General features: G+C 58.4%; 29 protein-coding genes. All 29 read right to left on the minus strand.

Annotation, left to right across the window (positions count from 1 at the left end):
- On the minus strand, window positions 1–73 hold a 73-nt coding region (locus tag HMPREF2914_RS33210), incomplete at its 3' end, for a hypothetical protein (protein WP_371915077.1).
- A 280-nt stretch (window positions 74–353) separates the two neighbouring features.
- The gene (rplQ, locus tag HMPREF2914_RS22415) at window positions 354–743 is read right to left on the minus strand and encodes a 50S ribosomal protein L17 (protein ID WP_003093672.1); all 390 of its coding nucleotides are present in this window, start codon (window positions 741–743) and stop codon (window positions 354–356) included.
- A 43-nt stretch (window positions 744–786) separates the two neighbouring features.
- On the minus strand, window positions 787–1788 hold the full coding sequence (gene rpoA / locus HMPREF2914_RS22420; RefSeq protein WP_003093675.1) for a DNA-directed RNA polymerase subunit alpha: 1002 nt from the start codon (window positions 1786–1788) through the stop codon (window positions 787–789).
- Window positions 1789–1810: 22 nt separating this feature from the next.
- Window positions 1811–2431: a 30S ribosomal protein S4 gene (gene rpsD / locus HMPREF2914_RS22425; protein ID WP_003093678.1), complete on the minus strand. Its 621-nt coding sequence runs from the start codon at window positions 2429–2431 to the stop codon at window positions 1811–1813.
- Window positions 2432–2447: 16 nt separating this feature from the next.
- Window positions 2448–2837 (minus strand): 30S ribosomal protein S11, encoded by a 390-nt coding sequence (gene rpsK, locus HMPREF2914_RS22430; protein WP_003093689.1) that lies wholly within the window; start codon window positions 2835–2837, stop codon window positions 2448–2450.
- Window positions 2838–2855: 18 nt separating this feature from the next.
- Window positions 2856–3212, minus strand: a complete 357-nt coding sequence (rpsM, locus tag HMPREF2914_RS22435; RefSeq protein WP_003093692.1) for a 30S ribosomal protein S13 — start codon at window positions 3210–3212, stop codon at window positions 2856–2858.
- Window positions 3213–3342: 130 nt separating this feature from the next.
- The gene (rpmJ, locus tag HMPREF2914_RS22440; RefSeq protein ID WP_003093693.1) at window positions 3343–3459 is read right to left on the minus strand and encodes a 50S ribosomal protein L36; all 117 of its coding nucleotides are present in this window, start codon (window positions 3457–3459) and stop codon (window positions 3343–3345) included.
- Between the two features lie 28 nt (window positions 3460–3487).
- Complete coding sequence (gene secY, locus HMPREF2914_RS22445; protein WP_003093694.1) at window positions 3488–4816, minus strand: preprotein translocase subunit SecY; 1329 nt, start codon at window positions 4814–4816, stop codon at window positions 3488–3490.
- On the minus strand, window positions 4817–5251 hold the full coding sequence (gene rplO / locus HMPREF2914_RS22450; RefSeq protein WP_003093695.1) for a 50S ribosomal protein L15: 435 nt from the start codon (window positions 5249–5251) through the stop codon (window positions 4817–4819).
- 3 nt (window positions 5252–5254) lie between these two features.
- Window positions 5255–5431, minus strand: coding sequence for a 50S ribosomal protein L30 (rpmD, locus tag HMPREF2914_RS22455; RefSeq protein ID WP_003093696.1), 177 nt, complete (start codon window positions 5429–5431; stop codon window positions 5255–5257).
- Window positions 5432–5433: 2 nt separating this feature from the next.
- Window positions 5434–5934: a 30S ribosomal protein S5 gene (gene rpsE / locus HMPREF2914_RS22460; protein ID WP_003093697.1), complete on the minus strand. Its 501-nt coding sequence runs from the start codon at window positions 5932–5934 to the stop codon at window positions 5434–5436.
- A 3-nt stretch (window positions 5935–5937) separates the two neighbouring features.
- Window positions 5938–6288 (minus strand): 50S ribosomal protein L18, encoded by a 351-nt coding sequence (gene rplR / locus HMPREF2914_RS22465; protein ID WP_003093698.1) that lies wholly within the window; start codon window positions 6286–6288, stop codon window positions 5938–5940.
- A 10-nt stretch (window positions 6289–6298) separates the two neighbouring features.
- Entirely contained in the window at window positions 6299–6832 is a 534-nt protein-coding gene (rplF, locus tag HMPREF2914_RS22470) for a 50S ribosomal protein L6 (protein ID WP_003093699.1), read from the minus strand.
- Between the two features lie 11 nt (window positions 6833–6843).
- Complete coding sequence (gene rpsH, locus HMPREF2914_RS22475) at window positions 6844–7236, minus strand: 30S ribosomal protein S8 (RefSeq protein WP_003093700.1); 393 nt, start codon at window positions 7234–7236, stop codon at window positions 6844–6846.
- 189 nt (window positions 7237–7425) lie between these two features.
- Window positions 7426–7731 (minus strand): 30S ribosomal protein S14, encoded by a 306-nt coding sequence (gene rpsN / locus HMPREF2914_RS22480; protein WP_003093701.1) that lies wholly within the window; start codon window positions 7729–7731, stop codon window positions 7426–7428.
- Between the two features lie 13 nt (window positions 7732–7744).
- Window positions 7745–8284, minus strand: a complete 540-nt coding sequence (rplE, locus tag HMPREF2914_RS22485) for a 50S ribosomal protein L5 (protein WP_003093703.1) — start codon at window positions 8282–8284, stop codon at window positions 7745–7747.
- A gap of 19 nt (window positions 8285–8303) precedes the next feature.
- On the minus strand, window positions 8304–8618 hold the full coding sequence (gene rplX, locus HMPREF2914_RS22490) for a 50S ribosomal protein L24 (RefSeq protein WP_003093711.1): 315 nt from the start codon (window positions 8616–8618) through the stop codon (window positions 8304–8306).
- A 12-nt stretch (window positions 8619–8630) separates the two neighbouring features.
- Window positions 8631–8999: a 50S ribosomal protein L14 gene (gene rplN / locus HMPREF2914_RS22495; RefSeq protein ID WP_003093714.1), complete on the minus strand. Its 369-nt coding sequence runs from the start codon at window positions 8997–8999 to the stop codon at window positions 8631–8633.
- 23 nt (window positions 9000–9022) lie between these two features.
- The gene (rpsQ, locus tag HMPREF2914_RS22500) at window positions 9023–9289 is read right to left on the minus strand and encodes a 30S ribosomal protein S17 (protein WP_003093717.1); all 267 of its coding nucleotides are present in this window, start codon (window positions 9287–9289) and stop codon (window positions 9023–9025) included.
- Between the two features lie 2 nt (window positions 9290–9291).
- Window positions 9292–9483 (minus strand): 50S ribosomal protein L29, encoded by a 192-nt coding sequence (gene rpmC / locus HMPREF2914_RS22505; RefSeq protein ID WP_003093720.1) that lies wholly within the window; start codon window positions 9481–9483, stop codon window positions 9292–9294.
- Window positions 9483–9896: a 50S ribosomal protein L16 gene (gene rplP, locus HMPREF2914_RS22510; RefSeq protein WP_003093723.1), complete on the minus strand. Its 414-nt coding sequence runs from the start codon at window positions 9894–9896 to the stop codon at window positions 9483–9485. Before rplP ends, rpmC begins: the two co-directional genes overlap by 1 nt.
- Before the next feature lie 11 nt (window positions 9897–9907).
- A complete protein-coding gene (gene rpsC, locus HMPREF2914_RS22515) occupies window positions 9908–10594 on the minus strand; it encodes a 30S ribosomal protein S3 (RefSeq protein ID WP_003093727.1) in 687 nt (228 codons plus the stop codon).
- Between the two features lie 12 nt (window positions 10595–10606).
- Window positions 10607–10939: a 50S ribosomal protein L22 gene (rplV, locus tag HMPREF2914_RS22520; protein ID WP_003103908.1), complete on the minus strand. Its 333-nt coding sequence runs from the start codon at window positions 10937–10939 to the stop codon at window positions 10607–10609.
- A 12-nt stretch (window positions 10940–10951) separates the two neighbouring features.
- Window positions 10952–11227, minus strand: a complete 276-nt coding sequence (rpsS, locus tag HMPREF2914_RS22525; RefSeq protein WP_003093734.1) for a 30S ribosomal protein S19 — start codon at window positions 11225–11227, stop codon at window positions 10952–10954.
- Between the two features lie 16 nt (window positions 11228–11243).
- Complete coding sequence (gene rplB, locus HMPREF2914_RS22530; RefSeq protein ID WP_003103878.1) at window positions 11244–12065, minus strand: 50S ribosomal protein L2; 822 nt, start codon at window positions 12063–12065, stop codon at window positions 11244–11246.
- Between the two features lie 11 nt (window positions 12066–12076).
- On the minus strand, window positions 12077–12376 hold the full coding sequence (gene rplW, locus HMPREF2914_RS22535) for a 50S ribosomal protein L23 (protein WP_003093736.1): 300 nt from the start codon (window positions 12374–12376) through the stop codon (window positions 12077–12079).
- Window positions 12373–12975 (minus strand): 50S ribosomal protein L4, encoded by a 603-nt coding sequence (rplD, locus tag HMPREF2914_RS22540; protein ID WP_003093737.1) that lies wholly within the window; start codon window positions 12973–12975, stop codon window positions 12373–12375. Before rplD ends, rplW begins: the two co-directional genes overlap by 4 nt.
- Before the next feature lie 13 nt (window positions 12976–12988).
- Window positions 12989–13624, minus strand: coding sequence for a 50S ribosomal protein L3 (gene rplC, locus HMPREF2914_RS22545; RefSeq protein WP_003103877.1), 636 nt, complete (start codon window positions 13622–13624; stop codon window positions 12989–12991).
- Between the two features lie 82 nt (window positions 13625–13706).
- Complete coding sequence (gene rpsJ, locus HMPREF2914_RS22550; RefSeq protein ID WP_003103876.1) at window positions 13707–14018, minus strand: 30S ribosomal protein S10; 312 nt, start codon at window positions 14016–14018, stop codon at window positions 13707–13709.
- Window positions 14019–14212: the final 194 nt, after the last annotated feature.

Raw genomic sequence — 14212 nt, forward strand, 5'->3', positions numbered from 1 at the left:
CGGCGGTCTGCACGTTCTGGTTATCGACCACCGGTGCGCCAGCGGCAGTGGTCAGGCGGGTCTTCTCTTCCATTTACTCTCTCCTCAACGGCTAACGTGCTATGAAGCGAAGCGGCTACACGGAAATCATCAGCGTGGACCAGGGATTGGCGGAGGACAACCTCCAGGCTGAGCCAAGCGCCCTTTGCATTGATCTCGCTTACCCGAACGTAGCTTTTCGTAAAAGCAGGTTAAGGATGAATGACAGCCCTCCAACAATCCAATTTATTAAAGACAGCGAGCCGATAGATAAAAACTTTAAGGCAGGTAATAAAAAACCGGGCCTAGGCCCGGTTTCTTGTGCAGCAGATGCCTTATTCGGCAGCTTCTACGACTTCACCGCCGACAGGACGATCAACCAGCTCGACGTACGCCATGGGGGCGTTGTCGCCAGCGCGGAAACCGCACTTCAGGATGCGCAGGTAGCCGCCCGGACGGTTGGCGTAGCGCTTGCCCAGGTCGTTGAACAGCTTGCCAACGGCAGCTTTCGAACGGGTACGGTCGAAAGCCAGGCGACGGTTGGCGACGCTGTCTTCCTTGGCCAGGGTGATCAGCGGCTCGGCAACGCGACGCAGTTCCTTGGCCTTGGGCAGGGTGGTTTTGATCAGTTCGTGTTCGAACAGCGACACCGCCATGTTCTGGAACATAGCCTTGCGGTGCGCGCTGGTGCGGCTCAGGTGACGACCACTTTTACGATGGCGCATGGTTCAATTCCTTTCCAAACTTTACGTTCGGTAGTTACGACGATCAGGCAGTGGCCTTGTCGTCTTTCTTAAGACTTGCCGGCGGCCAGTTATCGAGGCGCATACCGAGGGACAGACCACGGGAAGCCAGAACGTCCTTGATTTCGGTCAGGGACTTCTTGCCCAGGTTCGGCGTTTTCAACAGCTCCACTTCGGTGCGCTGGATCAGGTCACCGATGTAGTAGATGTTTTCCGCCTTCAGGCAGTTGGCCGAACGTACGGTCAGTTCCAGGTCATCGACCGGGCGCAGGAGGATCGGATCGATCTCGTCTTCCTGCTCTTCAACGACGGGTTCGCTGTCGCCCTTGAGGTCCACGAACGCTGCCAGCTGCTGTTGCAGGATGGTAGCGGCGCGACGGATAGCCTCTTCGGGATCCAGGGTGCCGTTGGTTTCCAGGTCCAGGACCAGTTTGTCCAGGTTGGTGCGCTGCTCGACACGGGCGTTTTCCACCACGTAGGAGACACGACGGACCGGGCTGAACGATGCGTCGAGCTGCAGACGGCCGATGCTGCGGCTTTCGTCTTCATCGCTCTGACGTGCGTCGGCAGGCTCGTAGCCACGGCCACGAGCTACCTTCAGCTTCATGTTCAGCGCGCCGTTGTCTGCCAGGTTGGCGATAACGTGGTCACCGTTGATGATCTCAACATCGTGATCCAGCTGAATATCGGCAGCAGTCACAACACCCGAGCCCTTCTTAGCCAGGGTCAGCGTCACTTCATCACGACCGTGCAGCTTGATGGCCAGACCTTTCAGGTTCAGCAGGATCTCGATTACATCTTCCTGCACACCTTCGATCGCCGAGTACTCGTGGAGTACGCCGTCGATCTCGGCCTCGACCACTGCGCAGCCAGGCATGGAGGACAACAGGATGCGACGCAGCGCGTTGCCCAGGGTGTGACCAAAACCACGCTCGAGAGGCTCGAGCGTGATCTTGGCGCGGGTTTGACTGACCACCTGCACATCGATGTGGCGGGGGGTCAGGAACTCATTTACCGAACTCTGCATGGATGCACCTATTTTCTAGCCCTTACTTGGAGTAGAGCTCGACAATCAGGTTTTCGTTGATATCAGCGGACAGGTCGCTGCGAGCCGGAGCACTCTTGAAGGTACCAGCCTTCTTGTCGAGGTCGACTTCGACCCACTCGACGCGACCGCGCTGGCCACAGAGTTCCAGAGCCTGAGCGATACGCAGCTGGTTCTTCGATTTTTCGCGAACAGCTACGACGTCACCGGCCTTCACTTGGTAGGAAGGGATGTTGACGGTCTGACCGTTGACGGTGATGGCCTTGTGGGATACCAGCTGGCGGGATTCCGAACGAGTGGAACCGAAGCCCATGCGGTATACGACGTTGTCCAGGCGGCACTCGAGCAGTTGCAGCAGGTTCTCACCGGTAGAACCCTTGCGACGGGAAGCTTCCTGGTAGTAACCGCGGAACTGACGCTCCAGCACGCCGTAGATGCGACGTACTTTCTGCTTTTCACGCAGCTGCAGACCGTAGTCGGACAGACGGCCACGACGCTGGCCATGCTGGCCAGGAACGTTTTCAGCCTTGCACTTCGAGTCGAGGGCGCGGGCGCCGCTCTTCAGGAACAGGTCGGTGCCTTCACGGCGAGACAGTTTGCACTTGGGACCAATGTAACGAGCCATTTCTCACTGTCTCCTATTACACGCGACGCTTTTTCGGCGGACGGCAGCCGTTATGCGGGATCGGGGTTACGTCGGTGATGCTGGCGATCTTGTAGCCGCAAGCATTCAGAGCGCGAACGGCGGACTCGCGGCCCGGGCCCGGGCCCTTGACGTTGACGTCCAGGTTCTTCAGACCGTATTCCAGGGCAGCCTGGCCGGCACGCTCGGCCGCTACCTGGGCAGCGAACGGGGTGCTCTTACGCGAGCCGCGGAAACCGGAACCACCGGAGGTCGCCCAGGACAGTGCGTTGCCCTGACGGTCGGTGATGGTCACGATGGTGTTGTTGAAAGACGCGTGGATGTGGGCGATCCCATCGACCACTGTCTTTTTGACTTTCTTACGGGGACGAGCAGCAGGTTTTGCCATGACTAGATTCCTACGCGATTACTTGCGGATCGGCTTACGCGGGCCCTTGCGGGTACGCGCGTTGGTCTTGGTACGCTGACCGCGAACCGGCAGACCGCGACGATGACGCAGACCGCGGTAGCAACCGAGGTCCATCAGACGCTTGATGTTCATGTTGATTTCGCGACGCAGGTCACCTTCGGTGGTGATCTTCGCGACTTCGTTACGCAGCTGATCGATCTGCTCGTCGCTCAGGTCCTTGATCTTGGCAGCCGGGTTTACGCCGGTGGCTGCGCAGATGCTCTGAGCAGTAGTGCGACCAACACCATAGATGTAGGTCAGCGAGATAACAGTGTGCTTGTTATCCGGAATGTTGACGCCTGCAATACGGGCCATTCAGAAAAACTCCAATTGACAGCTACCCTGCGCCCAGGAAGCCAAGAAAGGGCGCGGATATTAGCGCTGTAATAGCAAATAATCAACCCGGCAGCACACTAGCTGCCGGGTTATCACGCGTGGATCACAATCAGCCTTGGCGCTGCTTGTGACGCGGTTCCGCGCTGCAGATCACCCGCACGATGCCATCGCGACGGATGATTTTGCAGTTACGGCACAGCTTCTTGACCGATGCACGAACTTTCATCACCAACTCCTCGAACCTTACGGGTCTATCAGCGCAGCATGCCGCTGCCGTAGCCCTTCAGGTTGGCTTTCTTCATCAGGGATTCATACTGGTGAGAAACGAGGTGAGATTGCACCTGGGCCATAAAGTCCATGACAACCACGACCACGATCAACAGCGAGGTCCCGCCAAGATAGAACGGCACGTGCGCCGCAACCACCAGGAACTGGGGCAGCAGGCAGACAGCCGTCATGTACAGAGCACCGAACATGGTCAAACGGGTCAGCACGCCATCGATGTAGCGAGCGGACTGTTCGCCCGGACGGATGCCCGGAATAAATGCACCGGACTTCTTGAGGTTCTCCGCCACGTCCTTCGGGTTGAACATCAGCGCTGTATAGAAGAAGCAGAAGAAAACGATCCCTGCAGTGAACAGCAAGATGTTCAGCGGCTGCCCCGGAGCGATCGCTTGCGCGACGTCCTGCAACCAACCCAAGCCTTCCGACTGACCGAACCAGGAGCCCAGGGACGCCGGGAACAGCAGGATACTGCTGGCGAAAATCGCGGGAATCACACCCGCCATGTTCACCTTCAACGGCAGATGGCTGGTCTGCGCTGCAAACACCTTGCGGCCTTGCTGGCGCTTGGCGTAATGCACCGCGATGCGACGCTGGCCACGCTCGATGAACACCACGAACGCGATGATCGCCACGGCCAGCAGGCCGACGCCGATCAGGGCGAAGATGTTGATGTCACCTTGACGGGCAGACTCGAAAGACTGACCGATGGCGCGCGGCAGGCCTGCAACGATACCAGCGAAGATCAACATCGAGATGCCGTTGCCGACACCGCGCTCGGTGATCTGCTCGCCCAGCCACATCATGAACATGGCACCAGCCACGAAGGTGGTGACAGCCACGAAGTAGAAGCCGAAGTCGTTGGAGAAGGCTACGCCCTGGCTGCCCAGGCCAACGGACATGCCGATGGCCTGGACCAGTGCCAGGACTACAGTACCGTAGCGGGTGTACTGGCTGATCTTGCGACGCCCAGACTCACCCTCTTTCTTCAACTGCTCCAGCTGCGGGCTGATAGCGGTCATGAGCTGCATGATGATCGATGCCGAGATGTACGGCATGATCCCCAGTGCAAAGATACTCATGCGCTCCAGCGCGCCGCCGGAAAACATGTTGAAGAGGCTAAGAATGGTCCCCTCGTTCTGCCGGAACAGTGCCGCCAAGCGATCGGGGTTGATGCCCGGAACTGGGATGTGCGCGCCGATCCGATAGACGATGATCGCCAGGAACAGGAAACGCAGACGTGCCCAGAGCTCGGACAGACCGCCGTTGCTTAGCGCAGAGAGAGCACCTTGCTTAGCCATTTAGTCCTCGAATTTACCGCCAGCTGCTTCGATAGCCGCACGCGCACCCTTGGTGGCGGCGATACCTTTCAGGGTGACCGCACGACCAACTTCGCCGGACAGCATGACTTTGACGCGCTGTACGTGCTGGTTGATCAGGTTGGCATCCTTCAGGGTCTGCAGGCTGACGACGTCGCCTTCGACCTTGGCCAGTTCGGAGGTGCGCACTTCAGCACGATCCATGGCCTTCAGGGAAACGAAGCCGAACTTCGGCAGGCGACGGTGCAGAGGCTGTTGACCACCCTCGAAGCCCGGAGCGACCTTGCCACCGGAGCGGGAGGTCAGACCTTTGTGACCACGGCCACCGGTCTTGCCCAGACCGCTACCGATGCCACGGCCCGGACGGTGCTTTTCGCGACGGGCACCCGGCGCGGAACGCAGATCGTTCAGTTGCATGGATTAACCCTCCACACGCAGCAGGTAGTAGGCCTTGTTGATCATGCCGCGGTTCTCAGGAGTGTCCTGAACTTCGACGGTATGATTGATGCGACGCAGGCCGAGACCCTTGACGCAAGCCTTGTGGTTGGCCAGACGGCCGTTCAGGCTCTTGACCAGAGTGACTTTGACAGTTGCCATGGTTAGAGAATCTCCTCGACGCTCTTGCCACGCTTGGCCGCTACTGCTTCCGGAGCCTGCATGTTCTTCAGGCCCTTGAAGGTGGCGTAAACCACGTTCACCGGATTGGTGGAGCCATAGCACTTGGCCAGGACGTTCTGCACACCAGCCACTTCCAGAACGGCACGCATGGCGCCGCCGGCGATGATGCCGGTACCTTCCGAAGCCGGCTGCATGTACACCTTGGAGGCGCCATGGGCGGACTTGGTCGGATACTGCAGGGTGGTGCCGTTCAGATCGACTTGGATCATGTTGCGGCGAGCGGCTTCCATTGCTTTCTGGATGGCGGCCGGCACTTCACGCGCCTTGCCACGACCGAAACCAACGCGACCCTTGCCATCACCCACCACGGTCAGTGCGGTGAAAGCGAAGATACGGCCACCTTTTACGGTTTTGGCGACGCGGTTAACCTGAACCAGCTTCTCGATGTAGCCTTCGTCGCGCTTTTGCTCGTTGTTTGCCATAACTTAGAACTCCAGTCCGCCTTCACGAGCGGCATCAGCCAGCGCTTTCACACGGCCGTGGTACTTGAAGCCAGAACGATCGAACGCCACCTGGGTGACGCCGGCCGCTTTGGCGCGCTCGGCGACCAGTTGACCAACTTTCTTGGCTGCATCGATGTTGCCGGTGGCACCTTCGCGCAGGTCTTTGTCCAGGGTCGAGGCGCTGGCCAGGACCTTGCCGCCGTCGGCCGCAATGACCTGGGCGTAAATGTGCTGGGAAGAGCGGTACACGCAGAGGCGTACGGTTTCCAGCTCGCGCATCTTCAGGCGTGCCTTGCGAGCGCGACGCAGACGGGTTTCTTTCTTGACGCTCATTTGCTATGCCCTACTTCTTCTTGGCTTCTTTACGACGGACGACTTCGTCGGCGTAACGCACGCCCTTGCCTTTGTAAGGCTCCGGCGGACGGAAGTCGCGAATTTCGGCAGCAACCTGACCGACCAGCTGCTTGTCGATACCCTTGATCAGGATATCGGTCTGGCTGGGGGTCTCAGCGACGATGCCGGCCGGCAGTTCGTAATCAACCGGATGGGAGAAGCCGAGGGACAGGGACAGCACTTGGCCCTTGGCCTGCGCTTTGTAACCAACGCCGACCAGCTGGAGCTTGCGCTCGAAGCCCTGGCTGACGCCGACTACCATGTTGTTCACCAGAGCACGGGTGGTACCAGCCATGGCGCGAGTCTGCTGGTCGCCGTTACGCGCAGCAAAACGCAGCTCACCGCTGTCCTGGATCACTTCGACCGAAGGATGGACCTTGAGCTCCAGAGCACCTTTGGCGCCCTTGATGGACAGTTGCTGACCAGCCAGTTTGATTTCAACGCCGGCAGGCAGCTTGACGGGGTTCTTAGCAACGCGAGACATGCTGATTCCCCTTAGAACACAGTGCAGAGCACTTCGCCGCCAACACCAGCAGCACGGGCAGCACGATCGGTCATCACACCTTTGTTGGTGGAGACGATCGACACACCGAGGCCGCCACGAACTTTCGGCAGTTGCTCAACGGATTTGTACTGACGCAGGCCAGGACGGCTGATGCGCTTGACCTCTTCGATGACAGGCTTGCCTTCGAAGTACTTCAGTTCGATGGACAGCTGGGGTTTTACTTCCGAGCTGATCTGGAAATCCGCAATATAGCCTTCGTCCTTCAGGACTTTGGCTACCGCCGCTTTCAGTTTCGAGGACGGCATGCTTACGACGGTCTTTTCAGCCATCTGGGCATTACGGATGCGAGTTAGCATGTCTGCTAACGGGTCCTGCATACTCATGGGCTTAACGCTCCTGATACAAAAGAATAAGCCTTCAACTTCAATTCGCCCATAAACGCCAGGCGAAACAAACCCAGGCTCAGGGGAGCCGGGTATTCTAGAGATCGCGCCAAAACGAATCAAGCCCCATGAGGGGCTTGATTCGATGTCGCGATCAACGGTGCCGACTGGCGACACCGTTCGTTGCGATTACCAGCTGGCTTTCACCAGACCCGGTACGTCGCCGCGCATGGCGGCTTCGCGCAGCTTGTTACGGCTCAGGCCGAACTTGCGGTAGAAGCCGTGCGGACGACCGGTCAGGCGGCAACGGTTACGCAGGCGGCTGGCGCTGGCGTCACGCGGTTGCTTCTGCAGGGCGACCTGGGCATTCCAACGCTCTTCCGCAGAGGAGTTCGGATTAGCGATGATCGCTTTCAGCTCGGCACGCTTCTTGGCGTACTTGGCTACCGTCAGCTGACGCTTCAGCTCGCGGTTCTTCATGCTCTCTTTAGCCATGTTCCTACTCCAATCAGTTACGGAACGGGAATTTGAAAGCACGCAGCAGGGCGCGACCTTCGTCATCCGTACGAGCGGTGGTGGTCAGGGTGATGTCCAGGCCACGTAGCGCATCGATCTTGTCGTAATCGATTTCCGGGAAGATGATCTGCTCTTTCACGCCCATGCTGTAGTTGCCGCGACCATCGAAGGACTTGGCATTCAGGCCGCGGAAGTCACGCACGCGCGGCAGGGAGATGGACAGCAGACGATCCAGGAACTCGTACATCCGGTCGCTACGCAGGGTGACCTTGACGCCGATCGGCCAGCCTTCACGGATCTTGAAGCCTGCGATGGACTTACGAGCGTAAGTCACGACCGGCTTCTGACCAGTGATCTTTTCCAGATCGGCTACGGCGTTCTCGATGATCTTCTTGTCACCGACCGCCTCGCCAAGACCCATGTTCAGGGTGATTTTGGTAACGCGCGGAACTTCCATCACGTTCGCCAGCTGAAGCTCTTCTTTCAGCTTGGGCGCGATTTCCTTCCGATAAATTTCTTTCAATCGTGCCATGGTGATCTACCTAGCAGCCTCAAGCCTGAACCGGTTTCTGGGTCGACTTGAAGACACGAATTTTCTTACCGTCTTCTACCTTGAAGCCAACGCGGTCAGCCTTGCTGGTTTCAGTATTGAAGATGGCGACGTTGGAGACGTGCAGAGGCGCCTCCTTCTCGACGATACCGCCCTGTTGGCCGAGCATCGGATTGGGCTTGGTGTGGCGCTTGATCAGGTTCACCCCGCCGACGACCAGACGGTCGTCAGCGAGAACCTTCAGCACCTTGCCACGCTTGCCCTTGTCCTTGCCGGCAATGACGATTACTTCGTCGTCACGACGAATCTTTTGCATGACGGCTACTCCTTACAGCACTTCGGGGGCGAGCGAGACGATCTTCATGAACTTCTCGGTACGGAGTTCACGAGTCACTGGCCCAAAGATACGGGTGCCGATCGGCTCCTGCTTGTTGTTCAGCAGGACGGCGGCGTTGCCGTCGAAGCGGATGATGGAACCGTCGGTACGACGTACGCCGTGCTTGGTGCGAACGACCACGGCAGTCATGACCTGGCCCTTCTTCACTTTGCCGCGCGGAATCGCTTCCTTGACGGTGACCTTGATGATGTCGCCGATGCCGGCGTAACGGCGGTGGGAACCGCCGAGCACCTTGATGCACATCACACGACGCGCGCCGCTGTTGTCAGCGACATCGAGCATGGATTGAGTCTGAATCATATAATTTCTCCGACCCCTAGTCCTTAGACTTCCACCGCGCGTTCAACGATATCAACCAGGGTCCAGGCCTTGGTCTTGGCCAGCGGACGGGTTTCGCGAATGGTGACCAGGTCACCAATGCGGCACTGATTGGATTCGTCGTGTGCGTGCAGTTTGGTCGAACGCTTGACGTATTTGCCGTAAATCGGGTGCTTGACGCGACGCTCGATCAGTACGGTGACGGTCTTGTCCATTTTGTCGCTGACGACGCGGCCGGTCAGCGTACGGACGGTTTTCTGAGCTTCAGCCATGATCACTTACCTGCTTGCTGATTGAGCACAGTTTTAACGCGAGCGATGTCGCGCTTAACCTGCGAGAGCAGGTGAGACTGCCCCAACTGGCCAGTTGCTTTCTGCATGCGCAGATTGAACTGGTCGCGCAGCAGGCCGAGCAGTTGCTCGTTCAGCTGCTCAACGGATTTTTCACGAAGTTCATTCGCTTTCATCACATCACCGTCCGCTTAACAAAGGAGGTGGCGAGGGGCAGCTTTGCAGCAGCCAGGGCGAAAGCCTCACGCGCCAGCTCTTCGGAAACACCCTCGATCTCATACAGGACCTTGCCCGGCTGGATCTGGGCTACCCAGTACTCGACCCCACCCTTACCTTTACCCATACGAACTTCGAGGGGCTTCTTGGTGACAGGCTTGTCAGGGAATACGCGGATCCAGATCTTGCCGCCACGCTTCACGTGACGGGTCAGCGCACGACGCGCGGACTCGATCTGACGAGCAGTAAGGCGGCCACGGCTAGTGGCCTTCAGTGCGTACTCACCGAAGCTGACCTTACTACCACGATGAGCCAGACCACGGTTGTGGCCGGTCATTTGTTTGCGGAACTTCGTACGCTTGGGTTGCAGCATTTGCGTACTCCTTACCTAGCAGCTTTTTTACGAGGAGCGGGTGCTACCGGCTTCAGCTCTTCCTGGCGGCCACCGATGACCTCGCCCTTGAAGATCCAAACCTTGACACCGATCACACCGTAAGTGGTGTGCGCTTCGTAGGTGGCATAGTCGATATCGGCGCGCAGGGTGTGCAGGGGCACACGACCTTCGCGATACCATTCGGTACGGGCGATTTCAGCCCCACCCAGACGACCGCTGACCTGAATCTTGATGCCCTTGGCACCAATGCGCATGGCGTTCTGTACGGCGCGCTTCATGGCGCGACGGAACATTACGCGACGCTCCAGCTGCTGGGCTACGCTCTGCGCAACCAGCATGGCATCGAGTTCCGGCTTGCGGATTTCCTCGATGTTGATGTGCACGGGCACACCCATTTGCTTGGTCAGGTCCTGGCGCAGTTTCTCAACATCTTCACCTTTCTTGCCGATCACGATGCCGGGACGAGCGGTGTGGATGGTGATGCGTGCGGTTTGAGCCGGACGATGAATATCGATACGGCTTACGGACGCGCTTTTTAGTTTGTCTTGGAGGTACTCACGCACCTTCAGGTCGGCAAACAGGTAATCCGCATAGTTCTTGCGGTCTGCGTACCAAACGGAGGTGTGCTCCTTGACGATACCCAGGCGAATGCCATTGGGATGTACTTTCTGACCCATCTGTCGACTCCGTTACTTGTCCGCAACCTTGACCGTGATATGGCAAGACCGCTTCACGATGCGATCAGCACGGCCTTTGGCACGCGGCATGATGCGCTTGAGCGAACGACCTTCGTTGACGAAGACGGTGGAGACCTTCAGGTCATCCACATCGGCGCCTTCGTTGTGCTCAGCGTTGGCAACGGCCGACTCCAGCACTTTCTTCATGATCTCGGCGGCTTTCTTACTGCTGAAAGCCAGGAGGTTGAGCGCTTCGCCCACCTTCTTCCCGCGGATCTGGTCGGCGACCAAGCGGGCTTTCTGGGCGGAGATACGAGCGCCCGACAGCTTAGCGGCTACTTCCATCTTCCTTACCCCTTAACGCTTGGCTTTCTTGTCCGCAGCATGCCCGCGGTAGGTGCGGGTAGCGGCGAACTCGCCCAGTTTGTGGCCGACCATGTCCTCGTTGACGAGAACCGGTACGTGTTGACGGCCGTTGTGCACGGCGATGGTCAGACCAACCATATGCGGCAGAATCATCGAACGACGCGACCAGGTCTTGATCGGCTTGCGGTCGTTCTTTTCCACCGCGACTTCGACCTTCTTCAACAGGTGAAGATCGATAAACGGACCTTTTTTCAGTGAACGTGGCACTGTGGTATCCCTCTATTTACTTGCGGCGGCGGACGATCATGTTATCGGTACGCTTGTTCGAGCGAGTCTTCTTACCCTTGGTCTGAAGACCCCACGGCGATACCGGATGACGACCAGCAGAGGTACGGCCTTCACCACCACCATGCGGGTGGTCGACCGGGTTCATCGCCACGCCGCGAACGGTCGGGCGAACACCACGCCAGCGCGTAGCACCGGCTTTACCCAGCGAACGCAGGCTGTGCTCGGAGTTCGAGACTTCGCCCAGGGTCGCACGGCACTCAGCCAGGACTTTACGCATTTCACCGGAGCGCAGACGCAGGGTTACGTACGCGCCTTCACGCGCGACCAGCTGGGCGGAAGCGCCAGCGGAGCGAGCGATCTGAGCGCCTTTACCCGGCTTCAGCTCGATACCATGAACAGTGCTACCCACCGGGATGTTGCGCAGAGGCATGCTGTTGCCTGCCTTGATCGGCGCACCGATACCGGAGATCAGCTGGTCACCTGCAGCAACGCCCTTGGGGGCGATGATGTAGCGACGCTCGCCGTCTGCATACTTCAGCAGAGCGATGTGTGCAGTGCGGTTCGGATCGTATTCGACGCGTTCAACGATGGCAGGGATGCCATCCTTGTTGCGACGGAAGTCGACCAGACGGTAGTGCTGCTTGTGACCACCACCGATATGACGGGTGGTGATACGACCGTTGTTGTTACGGCCGCCAGACTTGGATTTCTTTTCCAGCAGCGGTGCGTAGGGAGCGCCTTTGTGCAGCTCCTGATTCACCACCTTGACGACAAAGCGACGACCAGCGGAAGTCGGTTTGCACTTAACGATTGCCATGATGCACCCCTTTACTCAGCGCTGGTGGCGAAATCGAGATCTTGGCCCGGCTGGAGAGCGATGTACGCTTTTTTCCAGTCGTTACGCTTGCCCAGACCGCGAGCGGTGCGCTTGGTCTTACCCTTGACGTTCAGGGTAGTGACGCGCTGTACCTTCACGCTGAACAGGCTTTCTACGGCCTTCTTGATTTCCAGCTTGGTTGCATCGGTGGCAACCTTGAAAACGAATTGGCTCTTGCCGTCCGCGAGACCCGTGGCTTTCTCGGAGATGTGCGGACCAAGCAGCACTTTGAATACGCGTTCCTGGTTCATCCCAGCAGCTCCTCGAACTTCTTCACGGCGGACACGGTGACCAGCACCTTGTCGTAGGCGATCAGGCTGACGGGGTCGGAACCTTGGACATCACGTACATCGACGTGCGCCAGGTTGCGCGCAGCGAGGTACAGGTTCTCGTCGACACCATCGGTCACGATCAGCACGTCTTTCAGACCCAGGGTGTCCAGCTTGGCAACCAGGCCCTTGGTTTTCGGTGCATCGACAGCGAAGTCGGCAACGACGACCAGACGGTCCAGACGAACGAGCTCGGCAAGGATGGAGCGCAGTGCTGCGCGGTACATCTTCTTGTTCAGCTTCTGTTCGTGGCTACGCGGTTTAGCGGCGAAAGTGGTGCCGCCCCCACGCCAGATGGGGCTACGGATAGTGCCAGCGCGAGCACGACCGGTGCCCTTCTGACGCCACGGCTTCTTGCCACCACCAGAGACTTCGGAGCGAGTCTTCTGCGCCTTGCTGCCCTGACGGCCGCCAGCCATGTAGGCCACGACTGCCTGGTGCACCAGGGTCTCGTTGAATTCGCCACCAAAGGTACGCTCGGAGACTTCGATAGCCTGAGCGCCGTTCACATTCAATTGCATCTCAGCTTCCCCCTTAACCGCGAGCCTTGGCTGCCGGACGCACGATCACATCACCGCCGGTAGCGCCGGGAACGGCACCCTTGACCAGCAGCAGATTGCGTTCAGCATCGACGCGCACGATCTCCAGGGATTGAACGGTTACCCGCTCCGCACCCAGATGACCGGACATTTTCTTGCCCTTGAACACTCGACCAGGAGTCTGGCACTGGCCGATGGAACCCGGGACGCGGTGGGAAACGGAGTTACCGTGGGTGTTATCCTGACCACGGAAGTTCCAGCGCTTGATGGTGCCCGCGAAGCCCTTACCCTTGGACTCGCCGGTAACGTCTACCATCTGGCCTGCCTGGAACAGATCGACAGTGATCTGGTCACCAGCGGCATACTGCTCTTCGCCCAGACGGAATTCCCACACGCCGCGACCGGCGGCGACATTCGCCTTGGCAAAGTGACCAGCTTGCGCTTTGGTAACGCGAGAAGCACGACGCTCGCCGGCGGTGACTTGCACTGCACGGTAGCCATCGGTTTCTTCAGTCTTGAACTGGGTGACGCGATTCGGCTCGACCTCGATGACCGTAACCGGAATAGAGACACCTTCCTCGGTGAAAATGCGGGTCATGCCGCATTTACGACCGACAACACCAATTGTCATGTTGTAAACCTCTTGAGTGTACGGGGCTTTCACCCGCTATGGCCGCCCATTTCAGAGCGTTACACGACCAATGCCGAAGGCATTAGCCGAGGCTGATCTGTACTTCAACGCCTGCAGCAAGATCGAGCTTCATCAGCGCATCGACGGTTTTATCCGTCGGCTGGACGATGTCCAGTACACGCTTATGTGTACGAATTTCGTACTGATCACGCGCATCTTTGTTGACGTGCGGAGAGATCAGCACGGTGAAACGTTCCTTGCGGGTCGGCAGAGGGATTGGACCACGCACCTGAGCACCAGTACGTTTCGCGGTTTCCACGATTTCCTGGGTTGATTGATCGATCAGGCGATGGTCAAAAGCCTTCAACCGAATCCGGATTTGTTGGTTTTGCATTTGACCTCAGACTCCAATTTACCATTCCCAACGGACGGACTACGCCCGTTAAAAGGAGGCGCAATTGTACGGATGCCCCCACAGGGTGTCAATATTTAACCAACGAACGAAAAAAGGGGCCCCGAAGGGCCCCTTTTCTGATGGCAGGATCAGCGATTACTCGATGATCTTGGCAACCACGCCGGCGCCAACGG

The sequence above is a fragment of the Pseudomonas sp. HMSC067G02 genome (assembly GCF_001813485.1).
Lineage (GTDB): Bacteria > Pseudomonadota > Gammaproteobacteria > Pseudomonadales > Pseudomonadaceae > Pseudomonas > Pseudomonas aeruginosa.

Excerpts from the sequence above, each read along its gene's own strand:
- rplR (WP_003093698.1), bottom strand. The coding sequence starts at position 6,288 with ATGAGCGTCAAGAAAGAAACCCGTCTGCGTCGCGCTCGCAAGGCACGC.
- rplF (WP_003093699.1), bottom strand. The coding sequence starts at position 6,832 with ATGTCTCGCGTTGCTAAGAACCCCGTCAAGCTGCCTGCCGGCGTTGAA.
- rplB (WP_003103878.1), bottom strand. The coding sequence starts at position 12,065 with ATGGCAATCGTTAAGTGCAAACCGACTTCCGCTGGTCGTCGCTTTGTC.
- rplX (WP_003093711.1), bottom strand. The coding sequence starts at position 8,618 with ATGCAAAAGATTCGTCGTGACGACGAAGTAATCGTCATTGCCGGCAAG.
- rplE (WP_003093703.1), bottom strand. The coding sequence starts at position 8,284 with ATGGCACGATTGAAAGAAATTTATCGGAAGGAAATCGCGCCCAAGCTG.
- rpsK (WP_003093689.1), bottom strand. The coding sequence starts at position 2,837 with ATGGCAAAACCTGCTGCTCGTCCCCGTAAGAAAGTCAAAAAGACAGTG.
- rplQ (WP_003093672.1), bottom strand. The coding sequence starts at position 743 with ATGCGCCATCGTAAAAGTGGTCGTCACCTGAGCCGCACCAGCGCGCAC.
- rplN (WP_003093714.1), bottom strand. The coding sequence starts at position 8,999 with ATGATTCAGACTCAATCCATGCTCGATGTCGCTGACAACAGCGGCGCG.
- rplV (WP_003103908.1), bottom strand. The coding sequence starts at position 10,939 with ATGGAAGTAGCCGCTAAGCTGTCGGGCGCTCGTATCTCCGCCCAGAAA.
- rpsE (WP_003093697.1), bottom strand. The coding sequence starts at position 5,934 with ATGGCAAACAACGAGCAAAAGCGCGACGAAGGCTACATCGAGAAGCTG.
- secY (WP_003093694.1), bottom strand. The coding sequence starts at position 4,816 with ATGGCTAAGCAAGGTGCTCTCTCTGCGCTAAGCAACGGCGGTCTGTCC.
- rplD (WP_003093737.1), bottom strand. The coding sequence starts at position 12,975 with ATGCAATTGAATGTGAACGGCGCTCAGGCTATCGAAGTCTCCGAGCGT.
- rpmD (WP_003093696.1), bottom strand. The coding sequence starts at position 5,431 with ATGGCAACTGTCAAAGTCACTCTGGTCAAGAGCCTGAACGGCCGTCTG.
- rpsQ (WP_003093717.1), bottom strand. The coding sequence starts at position 9,289 with ATGGCTGAAGCTCAGAAAACCGTCCGTACGCTGACCGGCCGCGTCGTC.
- rpmJ (WP_003093693.1), bottom strand. The coding sequence starts at position 3,459 with ATGAAAGTTCGTGCATCGGTCAAGAAGCTGTGCCGTAACTGCAAAATC.
- rpsM (WP_003093692.1), bottom strand. The coding sequence starts at position 3,212 with ATGGCCCGTATTGCAGGCGTCAACATTCCGGATAACAAGCACACTGTT.
- rplO (WP_003093695.1), bottom strand. The coding sequence starts at position 5,251 with ATGCAACTGAACGATCTGCGTTCCGCGCCGGGTGCCCGTCGCGAAAAG.
- rplW (WP_003093736.1), bottom strand. The coding sequence starts at position 12,376 with ATGAACCAGGAACGCGTATTCAAAGTGCTGCTTGGTCCGCACATCTCC.
- rplP (WP_003093723.1), bottom strand. The coding sequence starts at position 9,896 with ATGCTGCAACCCAAGCGTACGAAGTTCCGCAAACAAATGACCGGCCAC.
- rpsJ (WP_003103876.1), bottom strand. The coding sequence starts at position 14,018 with ATGCAAAACCAACAAATCCGGATTCGGTTGAAGGCTTTTGACCATCGC.
- rpsN (WP_003093701.1), bottom strand. The coding sequence starts at position 7,731 with ATGGCTAAAGAGAGCATGAAGAACCGCGAGCTGAAGCGTCAGCTGACG.
- rpmC (WP_003093720.1), bottom strand. The coding sequence starts at position 9,483 with ATGAAAGCGAATGAACTTCGTGAAAAATCCGTTGAGCAGCTGAACGAG.
- rpsD (WP_003093678.1), bottom strand. The coding sequence starts at position 2,431 with ATGGCTCGTTACATTGGTCCCAAGTGCAAACTGTCTCGCCGTGAAGGC.
- rpsC (WP_003093727.1), bottom strand. The coding sequence starts at position 10,594 with ATGGGTCAGAAAGTACATCCCAATGGCATTCGCCTGGGTATCGTCAAG.
- rplC (WP_003103877.1), bottom strand. The coding sequence starts at position 13,624 with ATGACAATTGGTGTTGTCGGTCGTAAATGCGGCATGACCCGCATTTTC.
- rpsH (WP_003093700.1), bottom strand. The coding sequence starts at position 7,236 with ATGAGTATGCAGGACCCGTTAGCAGACATGCTAACTCGCATCCGTAAT.
- rpoA (WP_003093675.1), bottom strand. The coding sequence starts at position 1,788 with ATGCAGAGTTCGGTAAATGAGTTCCTGACCCCCCGCCACATCGATGTG.